This window comes from Allopontixanthobacter sp., from assembly GCF_034376665.1.
In the GTDB taxonomy this organism is placed as follows: Bacteria; Pseudomonadota; Alphaproteobacteria; order Sphingomonadales; family Sphingomonadaceae; genus Allopontixanthobacter.
Window position 1 is genome coordinate 1 of record NZ_JAXMJI010000096.1, and the last position, 19,349, is coordinate 19,349.

A 19,349-nucleotide genomic window follows, 5' to 3' on the forward strand; every position below is an offset into this window, starting at 1 on the left:
AACTGTTCTTCGACTATCATATCCGCAATACGTCCGACCGGTTCGATTTCGATTCCGTCCGGATCGGCATCCAGCCGTTCCAGGCCGATTTCCGCGGTTTCCTGTTTCAGGACCAGCAATTGGGCCTGCGGTTTTTCGGCACGCGCGACAACAACCGGTTCCAGTATAATGTGGCGGCCTTCTGGCGGCTGGAGAAGGACACCAACAGCGGGCTCAACGCGGTGCTGCAGACCCCGCGGGACGATTTCCTGTTCATCGCCAACGCCTATCGCCAGGATTTCCTGATCCCCGCGCTGACCAGCCAGATTACGCTCGCCTATAACCGCAATCGCGAAGCGGACGATGTCGAGGTGGACGACAATGGTTTTCCGGTTCGCCCGGCTCTGCTCGGGACGCTGCGCGGCCGTGAGTATGACGTATTCTACCTTGGTTATAACGCCGATGGCAGGATCGGCCGCGTCAATCTGACCGCCAGCGCCTATGCCGCATTGGGGGAGGACCGGAACAGTTTTTTCACCGACCGGCCGGCCACCATCCGCGCCTTCTTCGCGGCGGCAGAGGCAAGTTACGACAAGGACTGGATGCGGTTCCGCCTATCGGGCATGTGGGCCAGCGGCGATGGCGACCCCTATGACGATACCGAAACCGGCTATGATGCGGTGTTCGAAAACCCGATCTTCGCGGGGGCCGACACGTCCTACTGGATCCGGCAGACGATCCCCTTTGCCGGGGGTGGCCGCGCGATCAGCGTCAACGGCCGCAATGGTATCCTCAATTCGCTGCGTTCTTCGAAGGAGCAAGGGCAGAGCAATTTCAACAATCCCGGCACGATCCTGGCGGGTGCAGGCGCGGATTTCGATCTCACCCCGGAATTCCGCCTGTCGACCAACGCCAACCATCTGTGGTTCGAGGATACCACCTCGCTGCAGGCTCTGCGTAACGAAGGCAGCATTCCCGCGGATATCGGCTGGGATCTGAGCGCGGCGGCAATCTGGCGGCCCAAGGCGACGCAGAATATCGTTTTCCGGCTGAGCGCCGCGACGCTGATTTCGGGGGACGGCTTTCGCGATCTGTTCGACAATCTCGGCCAGGACAAGGAGTATTACTCCGTGCTCGCCAACGTGATCGTGACCTACTGATGGATAGGCAGCGCCTCCTCCCCTTCTGGACCGCGCTGGTCTGCGCAGTGCTGGCCATCGGCTACAGCCAGACGACGTTGGCCGCCGGCGGGGAGAAGCCGGTCAAGCGGGATTACGCCGCTGCCGGAGTGATTGCGCCGCCAGCCCCCGCGCAGCAGACGGTGGAGGAAATGCTCGCCAAATCCTCTGGCTGCACATCCTGCCATACCGCGAGCGACGCGCCGACGATGCATGAGACACCGGCGGTCCGGCTGGGCTGCGTCGATTGCCACGGCGGAAATCCTTCGGTGGTCGGCAATTCGCAGCTGAGCCATGACGATGCGGCCTATGTCACCGCGCGCGATGACGCTCATGTGCTGCCGACCCTGCCCGAAAGCTGGCACTATCCTTCGTCCGCAAATCCCAAGCGCAGCTATACCTTGCTGAACAAGGAGGCACCCGAATTCGTGCGGTTCGTGAACCCGAGCGATTACCGCGTGGTGCGCGAAGCTTGCGGAGCCTGCCACATGGACACCATCGTCGCGGGCGAGCGGTCGATCATGGCAACGGGCGCGATGTTGTGGGGCGGCGCTGCCTACAATAATGGCATTGCGCCGTTCAAAAGTTACATTTTTGGCGAGAGCTTCACGCGCGACGGTGAGCCGGCCAAAATCGTGTCCCCCGGCGAGACGCCCGGCGTGCTGACCGAAGCACAGAAGGCGCGCGGCGCGCTGGCGGAAATGTACCCGCTCCCCGCATGGCAGGTCACGCCGCCGGGCGATATTTTCCGCGTGTTCGAACGCGGCGGGCGCAATATCAACACGCAGTTTCCGGAAATCGGCCTGCCCAATCCCACCGGCAGCATCCAGCGGCTGGAAGAGCCGGGTCGGCCCGATCTGAAGCAGAGCAATCGCGGAATGGGCACCGGTCTGCGCGTGGCGATCCCCGTACTCAACATCCACAAGACCCGGCTCAACGATCCCTTCATGTGGTTCATGGGCACCAACGACCAGCCGGGCGATTACCGTCATTCGGGCTGCGCATCCTGCCATGTGGTCTATGCCAACGACCGCGAACCGCGCCACAGCCTGACCTATGCGCAATACGGGCGCGACGGGCAGTCGATCACCGTCGATCCGACCATTTCGGGCAAGCTGGAACCGGATTATGAAGGCGGGCATGGCGCGGTCAAGCAGCCGGGCGATCATGCGGAGGATACCCACGGCAAGAAAGAACCGGTGAAGGAAAAAGGCCACCCGCTGCGCCATGTCTTCACCCGTTCGATCCCGACCGCGCAATGCATGAATTGCCACATGCACCAGCCGAATATCTTCCTCAATTCCTACCTCGGCTACACGATGTGGGATTACGAATCCGATGCGCCCGCGATGTGGCCGAAGCAGCAGAAATACCCCACTGCAGAAGAAGTGCGGGCCGTGCATGACCGCAATCCCGAAGGTGCCGCGCCCAAGGGGAACTGGGCGGACCTCGATTTCACCCGCAATGTCTATGATCTCAACCAGGACCTGACCGACACGCAATTCGCCGATTATCACGGCCATGGCTGGAATTTCCGCGCGATCTTCAAGCGTGACCGGGACGGCAATCTGCTCGACGCGGCGGGCGCGATCGTCGCCAATGATGATCCGGAGAAATTCCGCCGGAAGGGCGAGGGCAAGTTCGTCGAGGTCGGCACCAATCCGGGCAAGGCGGTCCACATGATGGACATCCATGCGGAAAGGGGCCTGCAATGCGCCGATTGCCATTTCGCGCAGGACAGCCACGGCAACGGGATGATCTATGGCGAAGTCGCCAATGCGATCGAAATCGGGTGCAAGGATTGCCACGGCACTGCGGATGAATATCCGACGCTGCTGACCAGCGGCCCCGCCGCCCCGCCCAAGGGCAACAACCTCGCCCTGCTGCGCAATCCCGATGGCCAGCGCCGGTTCGAATGGCGGACCGGCGAAGACGGACGGCGGCAGCTGATCCAGCGCTCGATCGTCGATCCGAGCCTGGAATGGGTGATGAGCCTTACGAAAGACAGCGTCGATCCCGCTGCACCCGATTTCAACGTCAAATCCGCGCGCGCCAAGCTGATGAGCAAGGCGGGGGCGGAAACCGGCAAGTTCGAATTCGGCACCGGAATTGCGCCCGGGCAGCGCGCGCATGAAGACAAGGAAATGGCCTGCTTCACCTGCCACCTCAGCTGGACCACCAGCTGCGGCGGGTGCCATCTGCCGATCGAGGCGAACTGGAAAACGAAGGACCATCATTACGACAACGAGGAAACGCGCAATTTCGCAACTTACAACCCGCAGGTCGCGCGGGATCAGATGTTCCAGCTGGGCAAACACCAGACGACCAAAGGCAACCAGGTCGCGCCGGTCCGCTCCACCTCCGCGCTGATCCTGTCCTCGACCAATATCAACCGCGAGCGCATCTATGTGCAGCAGCCCCCGATCAGCGCCCCCGGTTTTTCGAGCCAGGCCTTCGCGCCGCATTTTCCGCATACCGTGCGCCTGACCGAGACCAAGACCTGTTCCGATTGCCACCTGTCGGAAGCGGACGACAACAATGCGATCATGTCGCAGCTGCTGCTGCTCGGGACCAATTACGTCAATTTCGTCGGCCTGAATGCGTGGACCGGGCAGGAAGGCGGCTTCGAAGCGATCCGCGTGACCGAATGGGACGAACCGCAGACGGTGCTCGGGTCCTACCTCCACAAATACGCCTATCCCGATTATTACCGGCAATTCGTGGAAGCCAATGGCCGCGAATTGAAGGACTGGGTGCGGGGCAAGGCGTTCGACAAAAACCTTTCGGGCGAAACCAGGGCATACGAGGAATTCGCCAATGTTCACGAAGGCACCGCGGGCCGCGTCGGGTGCCTGCAAATGCGCGGCGAATACATGTTCGTGGCCGAGGGGAAGGGCGGTTTCCGCGTCTATGATATCGCGGCGATCGGCAACAAGGGCTTTTCCGAACGGATCGTGACCGCGCCGTTCAGCGCGATGGGCCACGACACGCAGGTCAAATCGAAGAACGCGACCTGCATGGCGCTGCCCACGATGCAGCCGATCAATCCGCTACGTAACACGCCGCAAATGCAGGAAATGAACCAGGAACAGCCGTTCCTGCCGATCTATTCCTATGCCGCCGTGACCGACGCGGAAGAAGGCCTGATCATGGTCAACGTCAACACGATGGCGGACGGCGAGTTTCGCAACAACCGGCTAAGCCGCGCCGTTACCTGGAACGAAGGCGGCGTGCTGGACGGGGCGCGGCACATCATTCTGGCGGGCGAGATCGCCTATATCACCGCCGCGCGCGGGCTGGTGGTGGTCGATCTGACCGATCCGCTGAAGCCGCAACTGGTGGCGTTGCGCGAACTGAACGATGCCCGCTCCAGCGCGATCCAGTTCCGGTATCTGTGGGTAACCGACAGCGAAGGCGTGAAGCTGTTCGATGTCACCAATATGCGCAATCCGGTGCCGGTCCCCTCCGGCACGGTGGCGCTGGTCGATGCGCGGCGGATGTATATCGCCCGCACCTTCGCCTATGTCGCGGCCAAGGGCGAAGGGTTGGTGATCCTGGATGTGAAACGGCCCGAAGCGCCGAAAATCTACCAGCGCGTGACGCTGAACGGTGCGCTGAACGATGCGGAAGACGTGATTGTGGGCTCCACCAATGCTTCGCTGTTCGCCTATGTGGCGGACGGGGTCAACGGGATGAAAGTGCTGCAATTGACCAGCCCGAGCAGCCAGCCCAATTTCTATGGTTTCAGCCCACCGCCAGCGCCGGAACTGATTGCCTTCGCTCGCACGAAAGGCCCGGCAATCTCCCTGTCCAAAGGCCTCGACCGGGATCGCGGTGTGGACGAAACCGGCGGCCAGATGGCGGTTTTCGGAAGGCTCGGTTCGCGCCCCTTCACCCGCGCCGAAATGGAGAAGCTGTTCCTGACCAGCGGCGGCATCCCGTGGAAAGTCAGCGACGAGCCGGACATGAACGCATGGGTCGGCAGTTACGGCGGACCATGGCGGAGCAACTAGCTGCGGGTCTGCATCACGCCCGTATCTAACGAGAGCTATTCGCGCTCGGCAATCATATCGCGGATCATCGGCTGCAACGCCGCGCCATAGGAAGCGAGCACTTCCCAGTCGCTGACCGTTTCATAGTGCGTCACCAGCGTGCCGTTTTCCCAGCGGTGGAGCGCATAGGTTGTCGGCTCGGTGGTGATCAAGGCGCGACTGTCGGGCGTGTCGGGGTCGATTTCGCGCAGGTCCATTGCCACCAGCGGGGCGACCGAGGACGTAACCGACACGGGAATGCCGCAAAACGTCGAATGGATCGGGCGGTGCAAATGGCCGCAGTGGATGGCCAGGATCTGGCGATGGCCCTCCACCGCTTCGCCAAAGCGGCGGACCCATGCTTCGTCGGCACCGGGGTCCATCCAGCCGACCCCGGCGACGACCGGTGGATGGTGCATGAAGATCAGCGTCGGCGTGCCGGGATGCGCGGCCAGTTCGGCGGCCAGCCAATCCCGCCGTGCTTCGCAGAATGCCCCGCCGTGACGACCGATTTCGAGCGTATCGAGCAAGAGTATCCGGAGCCCCTCGCGTTCCACCGCATAGTGGACGAAGCCGCCGTGTGTCGGTGTGTCCGGAAAGGCATTAAGCAGTTCGGCCCGCGTGTCGTGATTGCCGACCATGGGGTAGACGGGAAACGGGCAGACGCTCAACAGGGCCGCAGTCTTTTCGAAGCTCTCGCGGTCGCCGTGGTCGGTCAGATCGCCGGACAGTACCAGCATGTCGATCGGATTGGGGGATTCCAGTATCCGGTCCAGCGTTTTGCGGAACCGGATGCGGTTGAGTTCCTCGGGCTTCGCATCGGGATCGAACCCGATGTGAATGTCGGTCATCTGCGCAATTAGCACGCTGGTTTACCGATGTGTAGAATGTCCCCCGTCATGACGCCCCCAACCATAACGCGCTATTCCGATTTTCGTCCAAGCATCGCCAGGAACTGGTTTATGCCCTGTTTCTGCCGTTTCGGCAAATTGGGCCCCGTCGGCCCTTGGGCCAGGGGAGCAGCCTTGATTTCGGACTGATCCCCCTTGCCCTTGGGATGATAGGCGTGACACATCGCGCAGCCTGACGGGACGTCGGCTTTGGTGTCGCTTTCGCCCATGTGGCAAGTGCGGCACGTGGCGAGCGGCGGCAGCAGCAGATCGGCCGAAGCCTTCGAACTGTCCGCCTTGTGACAGGTGGCACATTTCTCCTGTTTGTGCGGTTCGTGGTCAAACCGGCCGTTGATCAGGAAATGGTCCCGCAGATTGACCGGCATCACGTCCGGCTTGCCATTGGTGGTAGTGGGGATGTGGCATTCCCCGCACACCCCGTCTTTCGCCATTGCCCGATTGACGGCGACCAGGGACCGGACCGGGGGGCCGAAATTCTGGTAATAGAGGCCGCCCCTCGAATATTCGCCGGGGCGTTGGCGTCCGCGGAGCATTCCGTTATTGGCAGAGCTGCGCGGTGCGCGGTCCAGCGCGGCCAGATCGGCGCGCATCTGTTCGACATCGCCGTGCTGCAGCGTGCGGAAGGTGGTTCCGACCTTGTCATACACCAGGCTGTGGCAGCTCTCGCAGTCCTCCTCCATGTTGACCGGCAGGAAACCGACCTCGTCGGCGGTGGGCGTGTGGCAATCGGCGCATACCAGCGATGATCCGTAGCCTTCCTTGGTACCAAGCCGGCTGGCCATTTTCGCCACTCCGCCGCTTCGCTGCAAATGAATATCATGCGGGAAGATCAGGCCGCTGTATTCCTTCGGCTTGCCGGACAGCGGCACCCGGACGGGCCTGGTCTGCCCCGGCGCGGTGAACACCGCCGCCTGCAATTGCGGATGGCTGGTGCCGAAATCGGCGGCGTTGACCAGTTTCGTGTCGGTCAGCCGCGTGTCCATCGTATCGTGGCAATCGGCGCAGAATTGCTGCGCGGCAGGCTCCATTCGGCCCGCGCCCTCGTGCTCGGTATGGCAGGTGGTGCAGGAGCCGGGACCTTCCTTGCCGAACTGCTCCGCCACGGCCCATTGCAGCGCATCACCGGTGGACATCGGGCCGCGCCCGGTCAACTGGCGGGGCTTGTCCGCATGATCGGCAATATCTTCGTGGCAGGTCAGGCAGGTCGTATCCTGAACCGACTGGAAGGGTTCGGCGTGGCAGGCCTCACAATTATCCTCCAGCGCGTGATGCGCCTGGCTGAGCGAGCCGGTGCTCCAGCTGGCGTCCATCACCACGGCGCCCTTGCTGTGCGGAGCGTCAGCCGTCGTTGAGGCGGCCGGGCGGGTCAGGTGCGAATAGATCGGCACGGCCAGGAAGGCGGCCAGGATCGCCGTGAGCGCCAACCATGCGCTCGCCCGCTTGCCCGGAAGTGTGCCGGCGAGGGAGAAGCCTGCCAGATCGTCGCTCGACGGGGCGGCATTTTCGGCTTGGCTGATGGTGATGGTCGGCGGTCCCGGCCCGTCCTGGGAGAGTACCAGGCGATAGCTGCCGAAGCCGAGTTCGGCCCCTTCGTGCGGGTCGATCTGGCCCGATTTGGTGACTCGTCCGTCGAGATGAAAACCGAGCGTGCCCGCCGCCTCCACCCGCAGTTTCCGGAAGTCCAACTGATCGATCCGGGCGTGATATTGCTCCACCGCCAGATCGGGCAGGTGGATATCGTTGTCGGCCCCGCGGCCAATCGTGATCGTATCGTCCTCCACTGCGCGGTCGCGAATGATTTCGCGCCCGTCTGCGGTCAGATCAATTGTCCGGATCAGGAATGCCATGTCGCCGCCCTCACCAGTAATAGAACACGCTGATGACATGCGCGGTGAGCGCGGCCAGCAATGCGATGGTTACGGGAATGTGGATATATAGCCATACCTCCAGCAGCGCCCGGATGCGCAGGTGCCGGCGGATCTGGTCGAGCTGGCTCTTGCGGCGGCCCAGCAGGGCGCGGACCTTGTCCTTGGGATCGTCGCTGCCCACCGGCCGCGACCAGTCGTCGGCGAAATAGGCGAGTGCGCGGGTGGTGGCGCATTTGCGGTAACGCCCGCTCAGCCGCGATCCGATGCCCCAATCGAAAGTACCCTGTTCCAGTGCGGCAATTACCAGGTCCGATTCCTCGCGCCCCAAGGGCTGGGCAGCGGATTGCAACTGCCGGTCGATGGCGGCGAGCGCCTCGACCATCTGGCTACGGGTCATTTCCCTGGCGTTGTTGCTCAGCGATGCGGGCAATGTGGCATAGACGGCGACGCCGTAAATGCCCGACAGGATCACCACCATCATCAGGACATAGGCGAGCGTGTGGACATTCCAGCCCAGTTGGAACCCGGTGTGGAGCGTGCCGATCACGATCAGCGCAAGGCCGAGATACACATGCGCCGATGTCCAAGCCTTCAGTGACCAGCGGCCCGCGGTGATGTTGCGTTTACGGATACCGAGCAGCGACAGCCACACGATGAGCAACGCCCCGATGGTGCCCAGCGTATAGCCGTACCAGCTGCCGCCATTGTGGCGCGGGCTCACGTCGATCCAGAAATAACTGACGATGGCGACCAGGCACAGGACCAGCGCCACCTTGAGCCAGCGCATGTTCCGGTGCGACAGGAAACTTTCATGATCGGAGGATTGCCGCCGCTCGCGCTGGTTCTGCGGCTGGTCCGGGATCGTGGCCATCAGCCTGCATCCTCCGACAATTTGGTGAAGGTGAGGAATTTCTCCGGAGTCACGCGGATGGCCGCGCCGGTGGGGCAGGCGCGGACGCAGGCCGGGCCGCCATCGATACCCGAACACATGTCGCATTTGATCGCGACCTTGGGGCTTTCCCTGCCTTGCTTTTCGGCGGTCTTCTTGCGCCAGCTATAGCTTGCCTCGCCCGGGCCGGGGCCTGCGCCGAACATCAGCCAGCTGAGCAGGGACGGTTTCTCGGGCGGCTTGGCATCCATCCGGATCACCCCGTAGGGGCAGTTGCGCTGGCAGTTGCCGCAGCCGATGCAGGTATCGTCGATGAACACTTCGCCGTCCGGTCCGCGTTTGATCGCGTTGGGCGGGCAATCGGCCATGCAATGCGGGTGTTCGCAGTGGCGGCAGGATGTCGGCACATGGAGATGGGCGTAGGTCCGCCCGGCCTCCCGGTCCAGCCGGGATAATCCGTCGTGGCTGTCGGCGCAGGCTTTCTCGCAATTGTCGCAGCCGACGCACAGCTTCTCGTCGATCAGCAGCACATCGGTTGCCTCGCCGATGCCGTTGTCGATCAGGAACCGCGCGGTTTCGGAATACATGTCGACCGCGCTGCCGAAGCTGTCCTTGGGGCTTTCGATGAACGAATTGACCTCGCGCCGCGATGCCATTTCCGCCATCGCCTTGGCGCGCAGTGCGGGCTTGCGGTCCAGCAGCGCCACAAAGGCTTCGCCGGGGAACCGCACGACTTCGCTCTTGATTGCGGCCTTGACCGTGGCATTGCGGGGCGACCCATCGACAATTGCCATTTCGCCGAAGCAGGAGCCCGCGGGCAGGTAGGACAGGAATACCGGAGCGCCGCCGATCATTTTCTCGACGATCATCGACCCGCGCCGGATGACATAGACGTCCTTGTCCTCGGCGCCCTCGGTTACCACCACCTGTCCCGCGCGCACATCGACCAGCTCGGCGGCCTCGACAAGCTGCGCCACATCGGCCTTGGTCAGGCCGGACCCGAACATCTGCAGCAATTGCCGCTCGATCGAGATCGCGTTGACTGCACGCGCGGCGGAGGGCGCGGTTGCCATCAGCTTGAGCGCGGCGGTGCGGCTCAGCTCCATCACAATTGTAGGTTCGGCGGCGCGGATGGTTGAGCCGCGGCGGCGACCGGAAATCAGGCCGACTTCGCCGAAGATCGAACCTTCTTCGATCGGAACGGTGATGGTCGGATCGGCCGGATTGACCTCGACCAGCACCGACCCCTCGGCAATGCCGAACATGGACGATCCGGGATCGTTGCGCTCGAAGATCACCTCGCCTGCGTCGTATCCCGCAACGGTGCTGTCGAGCATCAGCTCGCGCATCTGCAGCGGTGACAGTTCCTGCAGGATCACCACATTGTTGCGGAAAGTTTCGAGCCATTGATCGACGGTTCTCACGCCGGGCAAGGCAGAGAATTTCTCCGCCAGGATCGGTTCGTCCGCGGGCTTCAGATCGAGGTTCCCATTGAGGAATTCGACCACGTCATAGCCCTGGTTCATGCAGTGCTTGATCAGCGGATATCCCGCGAGCGCGCCAATGACGTGGATTCCCTGCTGGGTGGTTTCGAAGCTGGGCGACAGCTTGGGAAAAGCGCCGCGATCCTCGCTGGTGAAATGGATCCCGCAGCCCTCCACAAATCCGCGCGGGGGCTGCGAGCCGGTGCGCGCGATGATCCGGTCGCAGTGGATGGTTTCCTGCCCGTCACGCGTTTCCAGCACCAGCTCGCCGGGGCGGACTTCTGCCGGAGCGGTTTCCCGGCGCACGAAGATACGGCCCGCTGCTTCGGCTTCTTCCAGCAATTTGACGTTGGCCGATTTCGCCCGGGCAAAATCCGACCCGCGGTTGAGGATGGAGACGACATTGTTCTGCTTGGGGTCCGCAGCGAGGCCGAGCGCATTCTCTATTCCGGCGTCACCTGATCCCACCACGGTGATATGCTCGTCGAAATATTCGCCGGGATCGTCCAGCTGGTACTGGATCAGCGGCAGATCGGCACCGGGGCAGCGCAATTTGTTCGGATTGCCCTGCGTTCCGATCGCCATGATCACAGCTTCGGCATGGATCGGCACGCCACCCTTGATTTCGATGACGAAATTGCCCGCCGCGCCGGTGATCGCTGAAACTTCGGAATTCAGCTGCACGTTGATCTTGCCCGACGCAATCTGCTCGTCCCAGGTATCCAGGATGAATTCGCGCTTGCCCGCGTCGAAATCGAGATCGGAACGAAGCACCAGATTGCTGGGCGTCGCCATGACGTGCTTGCCCTTCTGGTATTTGAAAATCGTGTCTGAGAGATGATCGGTCTTCTCGATCAGCATATGGCTCATACCCAGCGCCGCCGCACGCGCAGCTGCGCTGAGGCCGGCAGGCCCTGAACCGATTATGGCAACGCGATAGTTCGCTTTCCCATTCTCAACTGGCATGCGTGACCCCCCGAAGCGTCCCGCGACCTTTTTTTGTTATGCGATACCATACGCAATCGGCGGCAAAGCGCCACCCCTCTATAACGGCCTGCACGGATTGCCGGATACCGGCTTCGCTGCTAATTCGCCGGGATGGACAGGACAGAAATTCCAGCACCACCTGGCGATGGCGAACCCGCTCAGCCGGGCAGGAAATCGCGGATCGGGCTGTTCGCATTCCTGATGGGAACGGCCCTGGTCGTGATCGCGATCGGATACCGGGCGTTCAATCCGGTGATCTCGCCGGAGATTGCGGCGGCGAACGAGCGGGCGCCGCTGACCATCCCGGAATTGCAGGCGCTGGCGGAGAAGGACCCGCTCAATTCGAAAGCGTGGCAGGAGCTCGCCTTCGCGCATTTTTCCGCTGGCGGGTACGAACAGGCGGCGCGGGCCTATCGCCAGGCCGCCGAAGGCGATCCGGATAACGCGGTGCTGTGGTCTGCGCTGGGCGAAGCGCGGGTGATGGCGAGCGAGCGGGACCCGATGCCTGCGGACGCGGTGACGGCGTTCGAAAAGGCGATTGCTCTGGACCCGACCGATCCTCGCTCGCGCTATTTCCTCGCCGTGCGCAAGGATCTTGCCGGGGATGCTCGCGGGGCCATCGCTGACTGGACGGCGCTGCTGAAGGATACGCCGCCGGGCGCGGTGTGGGAGGATAATCTGCGGCGCACGATCGAGCAGGTCGGCACAATCAACGGGATCGACACCGCCCCCATGCTCGCCGCAGTGGATCGGGACCGTGCCGCCTCCGCCCCGACGGCTCCCGCGGCACTGACGGCTGGCAACGCCATTCCCGGTCCGACGCAGGACCAGATCGCCGCCGCCCGCGCTCTTCCGCCCAGCCAGCAGCAAGCGATGGCGGAAGGCATGGTGGAGCGGCTCGACGCACGGCTACGCAGCGAGCCGGGCGATGTGAATGGCTGGGTGATGCTGATGCGCAGCCGGATGACGCAGGGGCAAGCGGATCAGGCTTCCCGCGCGCTCAAGGATGCGATTGCCGCCAACCCCGCGCAGGCCGCGCGGCTGCAGGCGGAGGCGGACGCGCTCGGCGTTCGTTGATCCGCGGGGCTGATTACAGCGTCTTGATGATCGCCGAGAAATCCAGGTCCGAATGACCTTCCGCGAATTTCTCGTACAGCGCCTTGGCATGGGCACCGAGCGGGGTTTCCATCCCGGCGCTTTCCGCCGCTTCCATCGCCAGCTTCAAATCCTTGAGCATCAGCGCGGTGGCAAAACCGCCCTTGTAACCATTGTCCGCCGGGCTTTGCGGGCCCACGCCGGGCACCGGGCAATAGGATGTCATCGACCAGTTCTGGCCTGAACTGACCGAGCTGATGTCATAGAAGGTCTGCGGATCGAGCCCCAGTTTCTGCGCCATGGTGAAAGCTTCGCAGGTGCCGATCATGTGGATGCCCAGCAGCATGTTGTTGCAGATCTTCGCCGCCTGCCCCGCGCCTGCACTGCCGGCATGGATCACCGCCTTGCCCATGGCGGCGAGGACCGGCTCGGCGCGGGCAAAGGCTTCCTCGCTGCCGCCGACCATGAAGGTCAGGGTGCCGCCGCTCGCCGCGGCGATGCCGCCCGATACGGGGGCATCGACCATGGCATAACCCGCATCGGCGGCGGCTTTTTCCACCTCGCGTGCGGTCGCCACGTCGATGGTCGAACAATCCATCAGGATCGCGTCCTGCGGTGCGTTGCCGATCACGTCCGTGGTGAACACGCGGGAAACGATCCCGCCATTGGGCAGCATGGACACCACCGCCTCCGCGCCTTGCACGGCTTCCTTCGCGGTCGGGAAAGTGTCGCACCCATTGGCCTTCGCCTGGCCCAGCGCAACCTCGCTGAGGTCGAAGGCGCGGACAGTGTGGCCGGCCTTTACGAGGTTAGCGGCCATGCCCGCGCCCATGTTGCCAAGGCCGATAAAGGCGATTTTCATGTTACTCTCCGGTTGGGTCATCCCAGCGCAGGCTGGGATCGGGTTGTATCGTGTCTTTCACCAATTGCGGGCGATCCCAGCTTTCGCTGGGTTGACGATTTGGAAGGGCAATTGTTCACCGCCCCTTCCACTTGCCCTCGCGTTTTTCGATGAAGGCGGCCATGCCTTCGGCTTTGTCTTCGCTGGCGGTCAGGATCTGAAACAGGCGGCGTTCGTGGCGGATGCCTTGCGCCAGATCGGTTTCGAAGGCGGCGTTGACCATTTCCTTGTTCACCAGCGCGGCCATGGGCGGCATTCCGGCGATGGTGGCGGCGGTTTTCAGGGCTTCGGGCAGCAAATCATCATGCGGAACCACGCGGGCGACGAGGCCGGATCGCTCGGCTTCCTCAGCGCCCATCATCCGGCCGGTCAAACACATTTCCATGGCTTTCGATTTGCCGACTGCGCGGGTGAGGCGCTGCGATCCGCCCATGCCGGGGGCGACACCCAGCTTGATTTCCGGCTGGCCGAATTTCGCCTGATCCGACGCGAGAATGAAATCGGCCATCATTGCGAGCTCGCATCCGCCGCCCAGCGCAAAGCCGCCCACCGCCGCAATCCACGGCTTGCGCACTGCTTCGGTCACATGGCTAGTCCACCGCGCGAAGAAATCCTCGAGGTAGAAATCCGCCGCTGCCTTGTCGGCCATTTCCTTGATGTCGGCCCCGGCGGCGAAGGCCTTGTCGCCCGAACCGGTCAGCACCGCGCAGCGCTGGCTGTCATCCGCCTCGAACGCGGCAAAGGCGGCGATCAGATCGTCCAGCACCTGCCCGTTCAGCGCGTTCAGCGCCTGCGGCCGGTTCAGCGTGATCAGCGTTACGGCGCCGCGCGTTTCGGTGAGGATGGTCTCGTAACTCATTTCAATCTCCGTCACCCCAGCGGACGCTGGGGTCGTTTTCAACAATTTCCCACCATTTGGACAACGATCCCAGCCTGCGCTGGGATGACGCCCTAAGACAAGGGTGCCCACTCTTCATTGTCGGGCAGCGGCGCAAAGATCGCGTCCAGCAATTCCTCGGTCACACCTTCCGGCATAGGCGGGTTCCACGCCGGATCGCCGGTCTTTTCCACGATCACAGCGCGGACGCCTTCGGCAAAGTCGGGCCGGACCAGCACGCGGCTGGCAATCCGGTATTCCATCCGCATATTGTCGGCGAAATCGGTCAATTGCGCGCTGGCGGCCAGTTGCCGCAGCGCGACCTTGCAGGTCTGCGGGCTCTTGGTGCCGAGCGCATCGCGTTCCTTCTGCGCCCATTCGCTGTCGTCCGCTTCGAGCCGGGCGAGTATGTCTTCGAAGCTGTCGGGGGCAAAGAATTTCGCAATCTTGTCGACGTTATCCTCCAACCGCGCCTTTGGCGGGGTGACCGAAAGTTCGGACAATATGCCCGAAATCCGGCTCGGGTCCGCACTGATCCGGGCCTTCGCCTCCGCCAGTTTCTCGGACGGCAGATAATGCGTGGCGAGCCCGGCCCACAGGCATTCCGCCCCATCCAGCCGCGCACCGGTCAGCGCCAGAAACTGCCCGATCCTCCCGCCGAGGCGCGAGAGATACCAGCCCCCGCCGACATCGGGGAACAGGCCGATCCCGGTTTCCGGCATCGCGAAGCGCGTATGTTCGGTCGCGACGCGGAACTTGGCGGGCTGCGAAATGCCCACGCCGCCGCCCATGGTGATCCCGTCCATGAACGCAACCACCGGCTTGGCATAGGTGAACAGCTGATGGTTGAGCTGGTATTCGTCATGGAAGAATTTCCGGCCCGAAACCCCGCCGTCATTAAGCGCCGAATTGCGCAGGAATGCGATGTCGCCGCCTGCACAAAACCCGCGACCCTCCGCATGGTCGACGATGATCGCGCCCACGGCATCGTCTTGTGCCCATTCGGTGAGCGCCGCGCTCATCGCGTGGCACATCTCCAGCGTCAGTGCGTGCAGCGCCCCCGGCCGGTTGAGGGAAAGATGGCCTGCCGCGCCGTGGGTGTGGGTGAGGACTTCGTTGGTCATGTGACATTCTTTGCCGGTTCAATCAGGTCCCAGCGGTTGCCCACCAGATCCTCAAATACGGCGACAGTGCCGTATGACTCGCGCCGAGGTTCTTCTAGAAATAGGACGCCTTTTTCCTTCATGTGATGATGGCTGCTTTCGAAGTCGCTTGTATAGAGGAAGAAACCGACCCGCCCGCCGGCCTGCTTTCCGATGGCAGACGCCTGTGTTGCGTTCGCGGCCTTGGCCAGCAGCAGGCGCATGCCGCCCTCGCTCTCCACTTCCACCCAGCGCTTGGTGGCGCTTTCTGCGCGATCCATCCGCAGCCGGAAGCCCAGTTTATCCGTGAAGAAGTCGATGGCCTCGTCATAATCGGGGACGACAAGGCTTATCATCTCGAGCCGGGGCGGAGTCATTGCCGCAGCAGGTCCCGTCCGACGATCATTCGCATGACCTGATTGGTGCCCTCCAGGATCGAATGGACCCGCAGATCGCGCCAGAACCGCTCGATCGGGTAATCCTTGAGATAGCCGTAGCCGCCGAGCAATTGCAGCGCATCGTCGACGATCTTGCTGCCGCTGTCGGTCGCAAGACGTTTGGCCATGGCGGAGAAGCGCGATTTGTCCGGCGCGTTGGCGGTGACTTTTGCGGCGGCGAGATAGAGCAGCGCGCGGGCCGCTTCGAGATCGGTTGCCATGTCGGCGAGCATGAACTGGGTGTTCTGGAAATCGGCCACCCGCGTGTCGAACTGCTTGCGGTCCTTGGTATAGGCGATCGCCTCGTCCAGGCAGCGCTGCGCTCCGCCCAGCGAACAGGCACCGATGTTCAGCCGCCCGCCATCGAGGCCCATCATCGCAAAGCGGAAGCCTTCGCCTTCTGCGCCGACCCGGTTCACCACCGGCACGCGGGCATCCTCGAAGATTACCTGCGCGGTGGGGCTGGCGTTCCAGCCGAGCTTGCGCTCCGGCGCGCCGAAGCTGACGCCGGGGGTGTCCTTGTCAACCACCAGACAGCTGATCCCGCCGGTCTTGTGTTCGCCGGTGCGAACCATCGTGACATAGACATCGTTCACCCCGCCGCCCGAAATGAACTGCTTTGTGCCGTTCACGATGTAATGATCGCCGTCGAGCCGAGCCGAGGTCTTCAGCGCTGCAGCGTCGGACCCCGAACCCGGTTCGGTCAGGCAATAGCTGGCAAGTTTTTCCATGGCTACCAGATCGGGCAGGTAGCGGTCCTTGACCTCCTGTCCGCCGAACTGGTCGATCATCCACGCAGCCATGTTGTGGATCGAGATGAAGGCGCTGGTCGCTGGGCAACCGTACGCCATGGCTTCCATGATGATCGCGGCTTCGAGCCGGCCCAGACCGATGCCGCCGGATTCCTCCGACACATAGATCGCCCCGAAGCCGAGCTCGGCTGTCGATGTGATCACATCGCGGGGAAAAATCTTCTTTTCGTCCCACTCCGCCGCGAAGGGCGTGATGTTGTCGGCGGTGAAGCGCCGGGCCATTTCCTGAATCGCCAGCTGGTCTTCGTTGAGTTGGAATTGATCGTTCATGCCGGATCGTTAGCGCAATTATCGGCTTTGTGCACCGTCACTTTTGTTAGCTGCGCTGATGATGGCTTCGGCTTCGATTTCCACCAGCCATTCCGGCCGGCAGAGCGCGGCGACACCGACCATTGTGGCCGCCGGGCGGGCAGCGGCGAAGTAGCGGGCGTGGACTTCGCCCACCGCATTCTGCTCGGCAATATCGGTCAGGAACATCCGGGTCCGAACGATGTCGGCCGCTGTTCCGCCCAATTCCTCCACTGCCCTGATGATGACAGTGCAGCACCGCGCCGCCTGCGCCTCGGCACCTCCCGGTGTGGTCGAGCCATCATCTTCGATCGGTCCGGTGCCGGCGACGATGATCCGGTCCCCGGTCCGCACTGCGCGGCAAAACCCGAACTGCGCTTCGAACGGGGAACCCGAGGTGATACGCTGGCGCACTGCAGGTCTCCTGACATTGAGCCGCGCCAATAGACCGGCAGCGCGCGCGGAGGCAAGGTGCGGATCGGGCGGGCCGTTCCGGAAAAGCTGTGCAGGGTTCGACGTTCTTGCGTTGACCCGGGCGCCCCCCCTATGGCACTTGGCGGCGGGTTTTTCGGTTTCAACACTTTGCGGGTGTAGCTCAATGGCAGAGCAGCAGCTTCCCAAGCTGACGACGAGGGTTCGATTCCCTTCACCCGCTCCAACCCGGCTGCCCGGTGCGCCGACCTGATGAACCCGTGTATGCTTCAGGACAGTATTGCGGAACCTGTGCTGGACCTGCCCTGATCCTGTCGACCGCAAAGGTGCCCTTGTGACCGCTGCCAAAACGCCCAAGCTGAAAATGCGCTCCTGGCTGTTCGCTCCTGGCGACAGCGAGAAGAAGATGGGCAAGGCGCTGGCCAGCCCTGCGGACATTGTGATCTACGATCTCGAAGATGCGGTCGCGGCGGAGAACAAGGCCGCGGCGCGGCAGATGGTGCATGATTTCCTGTGCGAACATCCCGCCGACCGGGCGCGTATCTGGGTGAGGGTCAATCCGCTCGACGGGCCGTACACGCTGACCGATCTGGCGGCGATCATGCCCGGGCACCCTGGTGGGATCATGCTGCCCAAGGTTTACGGCCGTCAGGATGTGGAGGCGCTGGACAAATATCTCGCCGCGCTGGAAGTGGCGAACGGTATCGAACAGGGATCGACGCCGGTGATCGTGCTGATTACCGAAACCGCCGAGGGGATGTTCCACACCGGCGATTACAAGGGCGCACCGCGGGTGGCGGCGCTGACCTGGGGGGCGGAAGACCTGGCCGATTCGCTTGGCGCGGCATCCAACATTGATCCCGATGGCAGTTACGGCTTTACCTATGAACTGGCGCGCAGCCTCTGCCTGCTCGGCGCGGCGGCGGCGGGGGTTCCGGCAATCGACACGATCCAGACCGACTTCCGCGATCTGGAAAAACTGAGGTTGCGAGCGGAGAAACTGCGGCGCGAAGGTTATCAGGGGATGCTGGCGATCCATCCGGCGCAGGTCGATGTGATCAACGCAGCCTTCACACCCAGCGCCGAGGATATAGCCGAAGCGCGCGCGATAGTGGCGGTGTTCGCGGCCAATCCCGGTGCCGGTACCATCGGTTACAAGGGCGGAATGCTTGACCGGCCGCATTTGTCGCGTGCCGAACAATTGCTTGCGCAGGTGGACGAATAGCAAGCCGCGGTACTTGCCATCAAGTCAGGCCCCGCGCGAGCCAGTCTTGCTGTCCGCACTTGCTGCCAGAGCGGCAACCCGTTCGAGGACTTCCGCTGCCCATTCCTGCCGGCAGATCAGCAGGTCCGGCATATAGGTATCGGGCTGATTGTAGACGAGCGGCGACCCGTCGACTCGGCTGACATGGAGACCATGCGCCAGCGCGACCGCAGCGGGGGCGCAGCTGTCCCATTCGTATTGACCGCCGGTGTGGAGATAAATCTCGGCTTCGCCGCGCACGACCGCCATCGCCTTGGCACCGGCGCTGCCCATCGGGACAAGTTCGGCCCCGATTTGCTCCGCAATCGAGACGGCTTCCTTGGCTGGCCGGGTCCGGCTGACGACCATCCGCGGAATACCGGCCATCGGCGGCAGCGGCGTGGGCCGGTCGGATCGCAGCACTAGCCCGAGACCCGGCAGTGCAACCGCGCCGATCTCCGGTCTGCCATCGACCGTCATGGCGATGTGGACCGCCCAGTCCGTCCGCTCCTCCCCATATTCGCGCGTCCCGTCGACCGGATCGATGATCCACACCCGGCTCTTGCCCAGACGTTCGTCGGTATCGGTGCTTTCTTCCGACAGCAGTCCGTCATCGCCGCGCAAATGTTGCAGCGCATGGACCAGGAACTGGTTCGCCGTCTGGTCGCCTGCCTTGCCCAGCGCCTTGGCACCGAGTAGGCCGCAGCGGCGCACCTGAAGCAGCAGCGTGCCCGCCGTTTCGGCCAATGCCGCGGCAAGGTCCGCATCGCTCATGCCTTGCCCCATTTCCGTAAT

The 19,349-nt window shown here is 63.1% G+C and carries 14 protein-coding genes, 1 tRNA gene and 1 pseudogene; 5 read left to right on the forward strand and 11 right to left on the reverse strand.

What is annotated here, in order from left to right; genetic code table 11:
• Together U0988_RS10450 and U0988_RS10455 are read left to right on the forward strand one after the other, a co-directional pair.
• Positions 1-1,139, forward strand: a pseudogene (locus U0988_RS10450) (hypothetical protein); the annotation flags it as partial.
• Positions 1,139-5,170, forward strand: coding sequence for a hypothetical protein (locus U0988_RS10455; RefSeq protein WP_322292565.1), 4,032 nt, complete (start codon positions 1,139-1,141; stop codon positions 5,168-5,170). The pseudogene U0988_RS10450 and the gene U0988_RS10455, both read left to right, overlap by 1 nt.
• Positions 5,171-5,205: 35 nt before the next feature.
• Here the strand turns inward: U0988_RS10455 and U0988_RS10460 are convergent, their stop codons facing one another.
• The 4 genes from U0988_RS10460 to U0988_RS10475 all read right to left on the reverse strand — a co-directional run bounded on the left by U0988_RS10460 (position 5,206) and on the right by U0988_RS10475 (position 11,306).
• Positions 5,206-6,039, reverse strand: coding sequence for a metallophosphoesterase (locus U0988_RS10460; RefSeq protein WP_322292566.1), 834 nt, complete (start codon positions 6,037-6,039; stop codon positions 5,206-5,208).
• Between the two features lie 71 nt (positions 6,040-6,110).
• Positions 6,111-7,946 carry a cytochrome c3 family protein gene (locus U0988_RS10465; RefSeq protein ID WP_322292567.1) on the reverse strand — a complete coding sequence of 612 codons (1,836 nt, stop codon included), beginning with the start codon at positions 7,944-7,946 and terminating at the stop codon, positions 6,111-6,113.
• Between the two features lie 10 nt (positions 7,947-7,956).
• Positions 7,957-8,838 carry a hypothetical protein gene (locus U0988_RS10470; protein ID WP_322292568.1) on the reverse strand — a complete coding sequence of 294 codons (882 nt, stop codon included), beginning with the start codon at positions 8,836-8,838 and terminating at the stop codon, positions 7,957-7,959.
• Positions 8,838-11,306 (reverse strand): cyclic nucleotide-binding domain-containing protein, encoded by a 2,469-nt coding sequence (locus U0988_RS10475; protein ID WP_322292569.1) that lies wholly within the window; start codon positions 11,304-11,306, stop codon positions 8,838-8,840. Before U0988_RS10475 ends, U0988_RS10470 begins: the two co-directional genes overlap by 1 nt.
• 132 nt (positions 11,307-11,438) lie before the next feature.
• Between U0988_RS10475 and U0988_RS10480 the strand changes: the two genes are divergently transcribed.
• On the forward strand, positions 11,439-12,404 hold the full coding sequence (locus U0988_RS10480; RefSeq protein WP_322292570.1) for a tetratricopeptide repeat protein: 966 nt from the start codon (positions 11,439-11,441) through the stop codon (positions 12,402-12,404).
• Between the two features lie 13 nt (positions 12,405-12,417).
• Here the strand turns inward: U0988_RS10480 and mmsB are convergent, their stop codons facing one another.
• The 6 genes from mmsB to U0988_RS10510 form a co-directional block, all read right to left on the reverse strand.
• On the reverse strand, positions 12,418-13,284 hold the full coding sequence (gene mmsB, locus U0988_RS10485; protein ID WP_322292571.1) for a 3-hydroxyisobutyrate dehydrogenase: 867 nt from the start codon (positions 13,282-13,284) through the stop codon (positions 12,418-12,420).
• A gap of 115 nt (positions 13,285-13,399) precedes the next feature.
• On the reverse strand, positions 13,400-14,182 hold the full coding sequence (locus U0988_RS10490; protein ID WP_322292572.1) for an enoyl-CoA hydratase-related protein: 783 nt from the start codon (positions 14,180-14,182) through the stop codon (positions 13,400-13,402).
• Between the two features lie 92 nt (positions 14,183-14,274).
• Positions 14,275-15,324: an enoyl-CoA hydratase/isomerase family protein gene (locus U0988_RS10495; RefSeq protein ID WP_322292573.1), complete on the reverse strand. Its 1,050-nt coding sequence runs from the start codon at positions 15,322-15,324 to the stop codon at positions 14,275-14,277.
• Positions 15,321-15,698: a VOC family protein gene (locus U0988_RS10500; RefSeq protein ID WP_322292574.1), complete on the reverse strand. Its 378-nt coding sequence runs from the start codon at positions 15,696-15,698 to the stop codon at positions 15,321-15,323. The genes U0988_RS10495 and U0988_RS10500 overlap by 4 nt, the downstream gene beginning before the upstream one ends.
• A gap of 17 nt (positions 15,699-15,715) precedes the next feature.
• Positions 15,716-16,861: an acyl-CoA dehydrogenase family protein gene (locus tag U0988_RS10505; protein WP_322292575.1), complete on the reverse strand. Its 1,146-nt coding sequence runs from the start codon at positions 16,859-16,861 to the stop codon at positions 15,716-15,718.
• Between the two features lie 18 nt (positions 16,862-16,879).
• A complete protein-coding gene (locus U0988_RS10510) occupies positions 16,880-17,293 on the reverse strand; it encodes a RidA family protein (protein WP_322292576.1) in 414 nt (137 codons plus the stop codon).
• Between the two features lie 170 nt (positions 17,294-17,463).
• On the opposite strand from U0988_RS10510, the gene U0988_RS10515 reads away from it, so the two are divergent.
• Both U0988_RS10515 and U0988_RS10520 read left to right on the forward strand, forming a co-directional pair.
• Positions 17,464-17,537 (forward strand) — tRNA-Gly (locus U0988_RS10515).
• 138 nt (positions 17,538-17,675) lie between these two features.
• Complete coding sequence (locus tag U0988_RS10520; protein ID WP_322292626.1) at positions 17,676-18,536, forward strand: CoA ester lyase; 861 nt, start codon at positions 17,676-17,678, stop codon at positions 18,534-18,536.
• Positions 18,537-18,560: 24 nt separating this feature from the next.
• Here the strand turns inward: U0988_RS10520 and U0988_RS10525 are convergent, their stop codons facing one another.
• Positions 18,561-19,328 carry a 3'(2'),5'-bisphosphate nucleotidase CysQ gene (locus U0988_RS10525; RefSeq protein WP_322292627.1) on the reverse strand — a complete coding sequence of 256 codons (768 nt, stop codon included), beginning with the start codon at positions 19,326-19,328 and terminating at the stop codon, positions 18,561-18,563.
• Between the last annotated feature and the right edge of the window lie 21 nt (positions 19,329-19,349).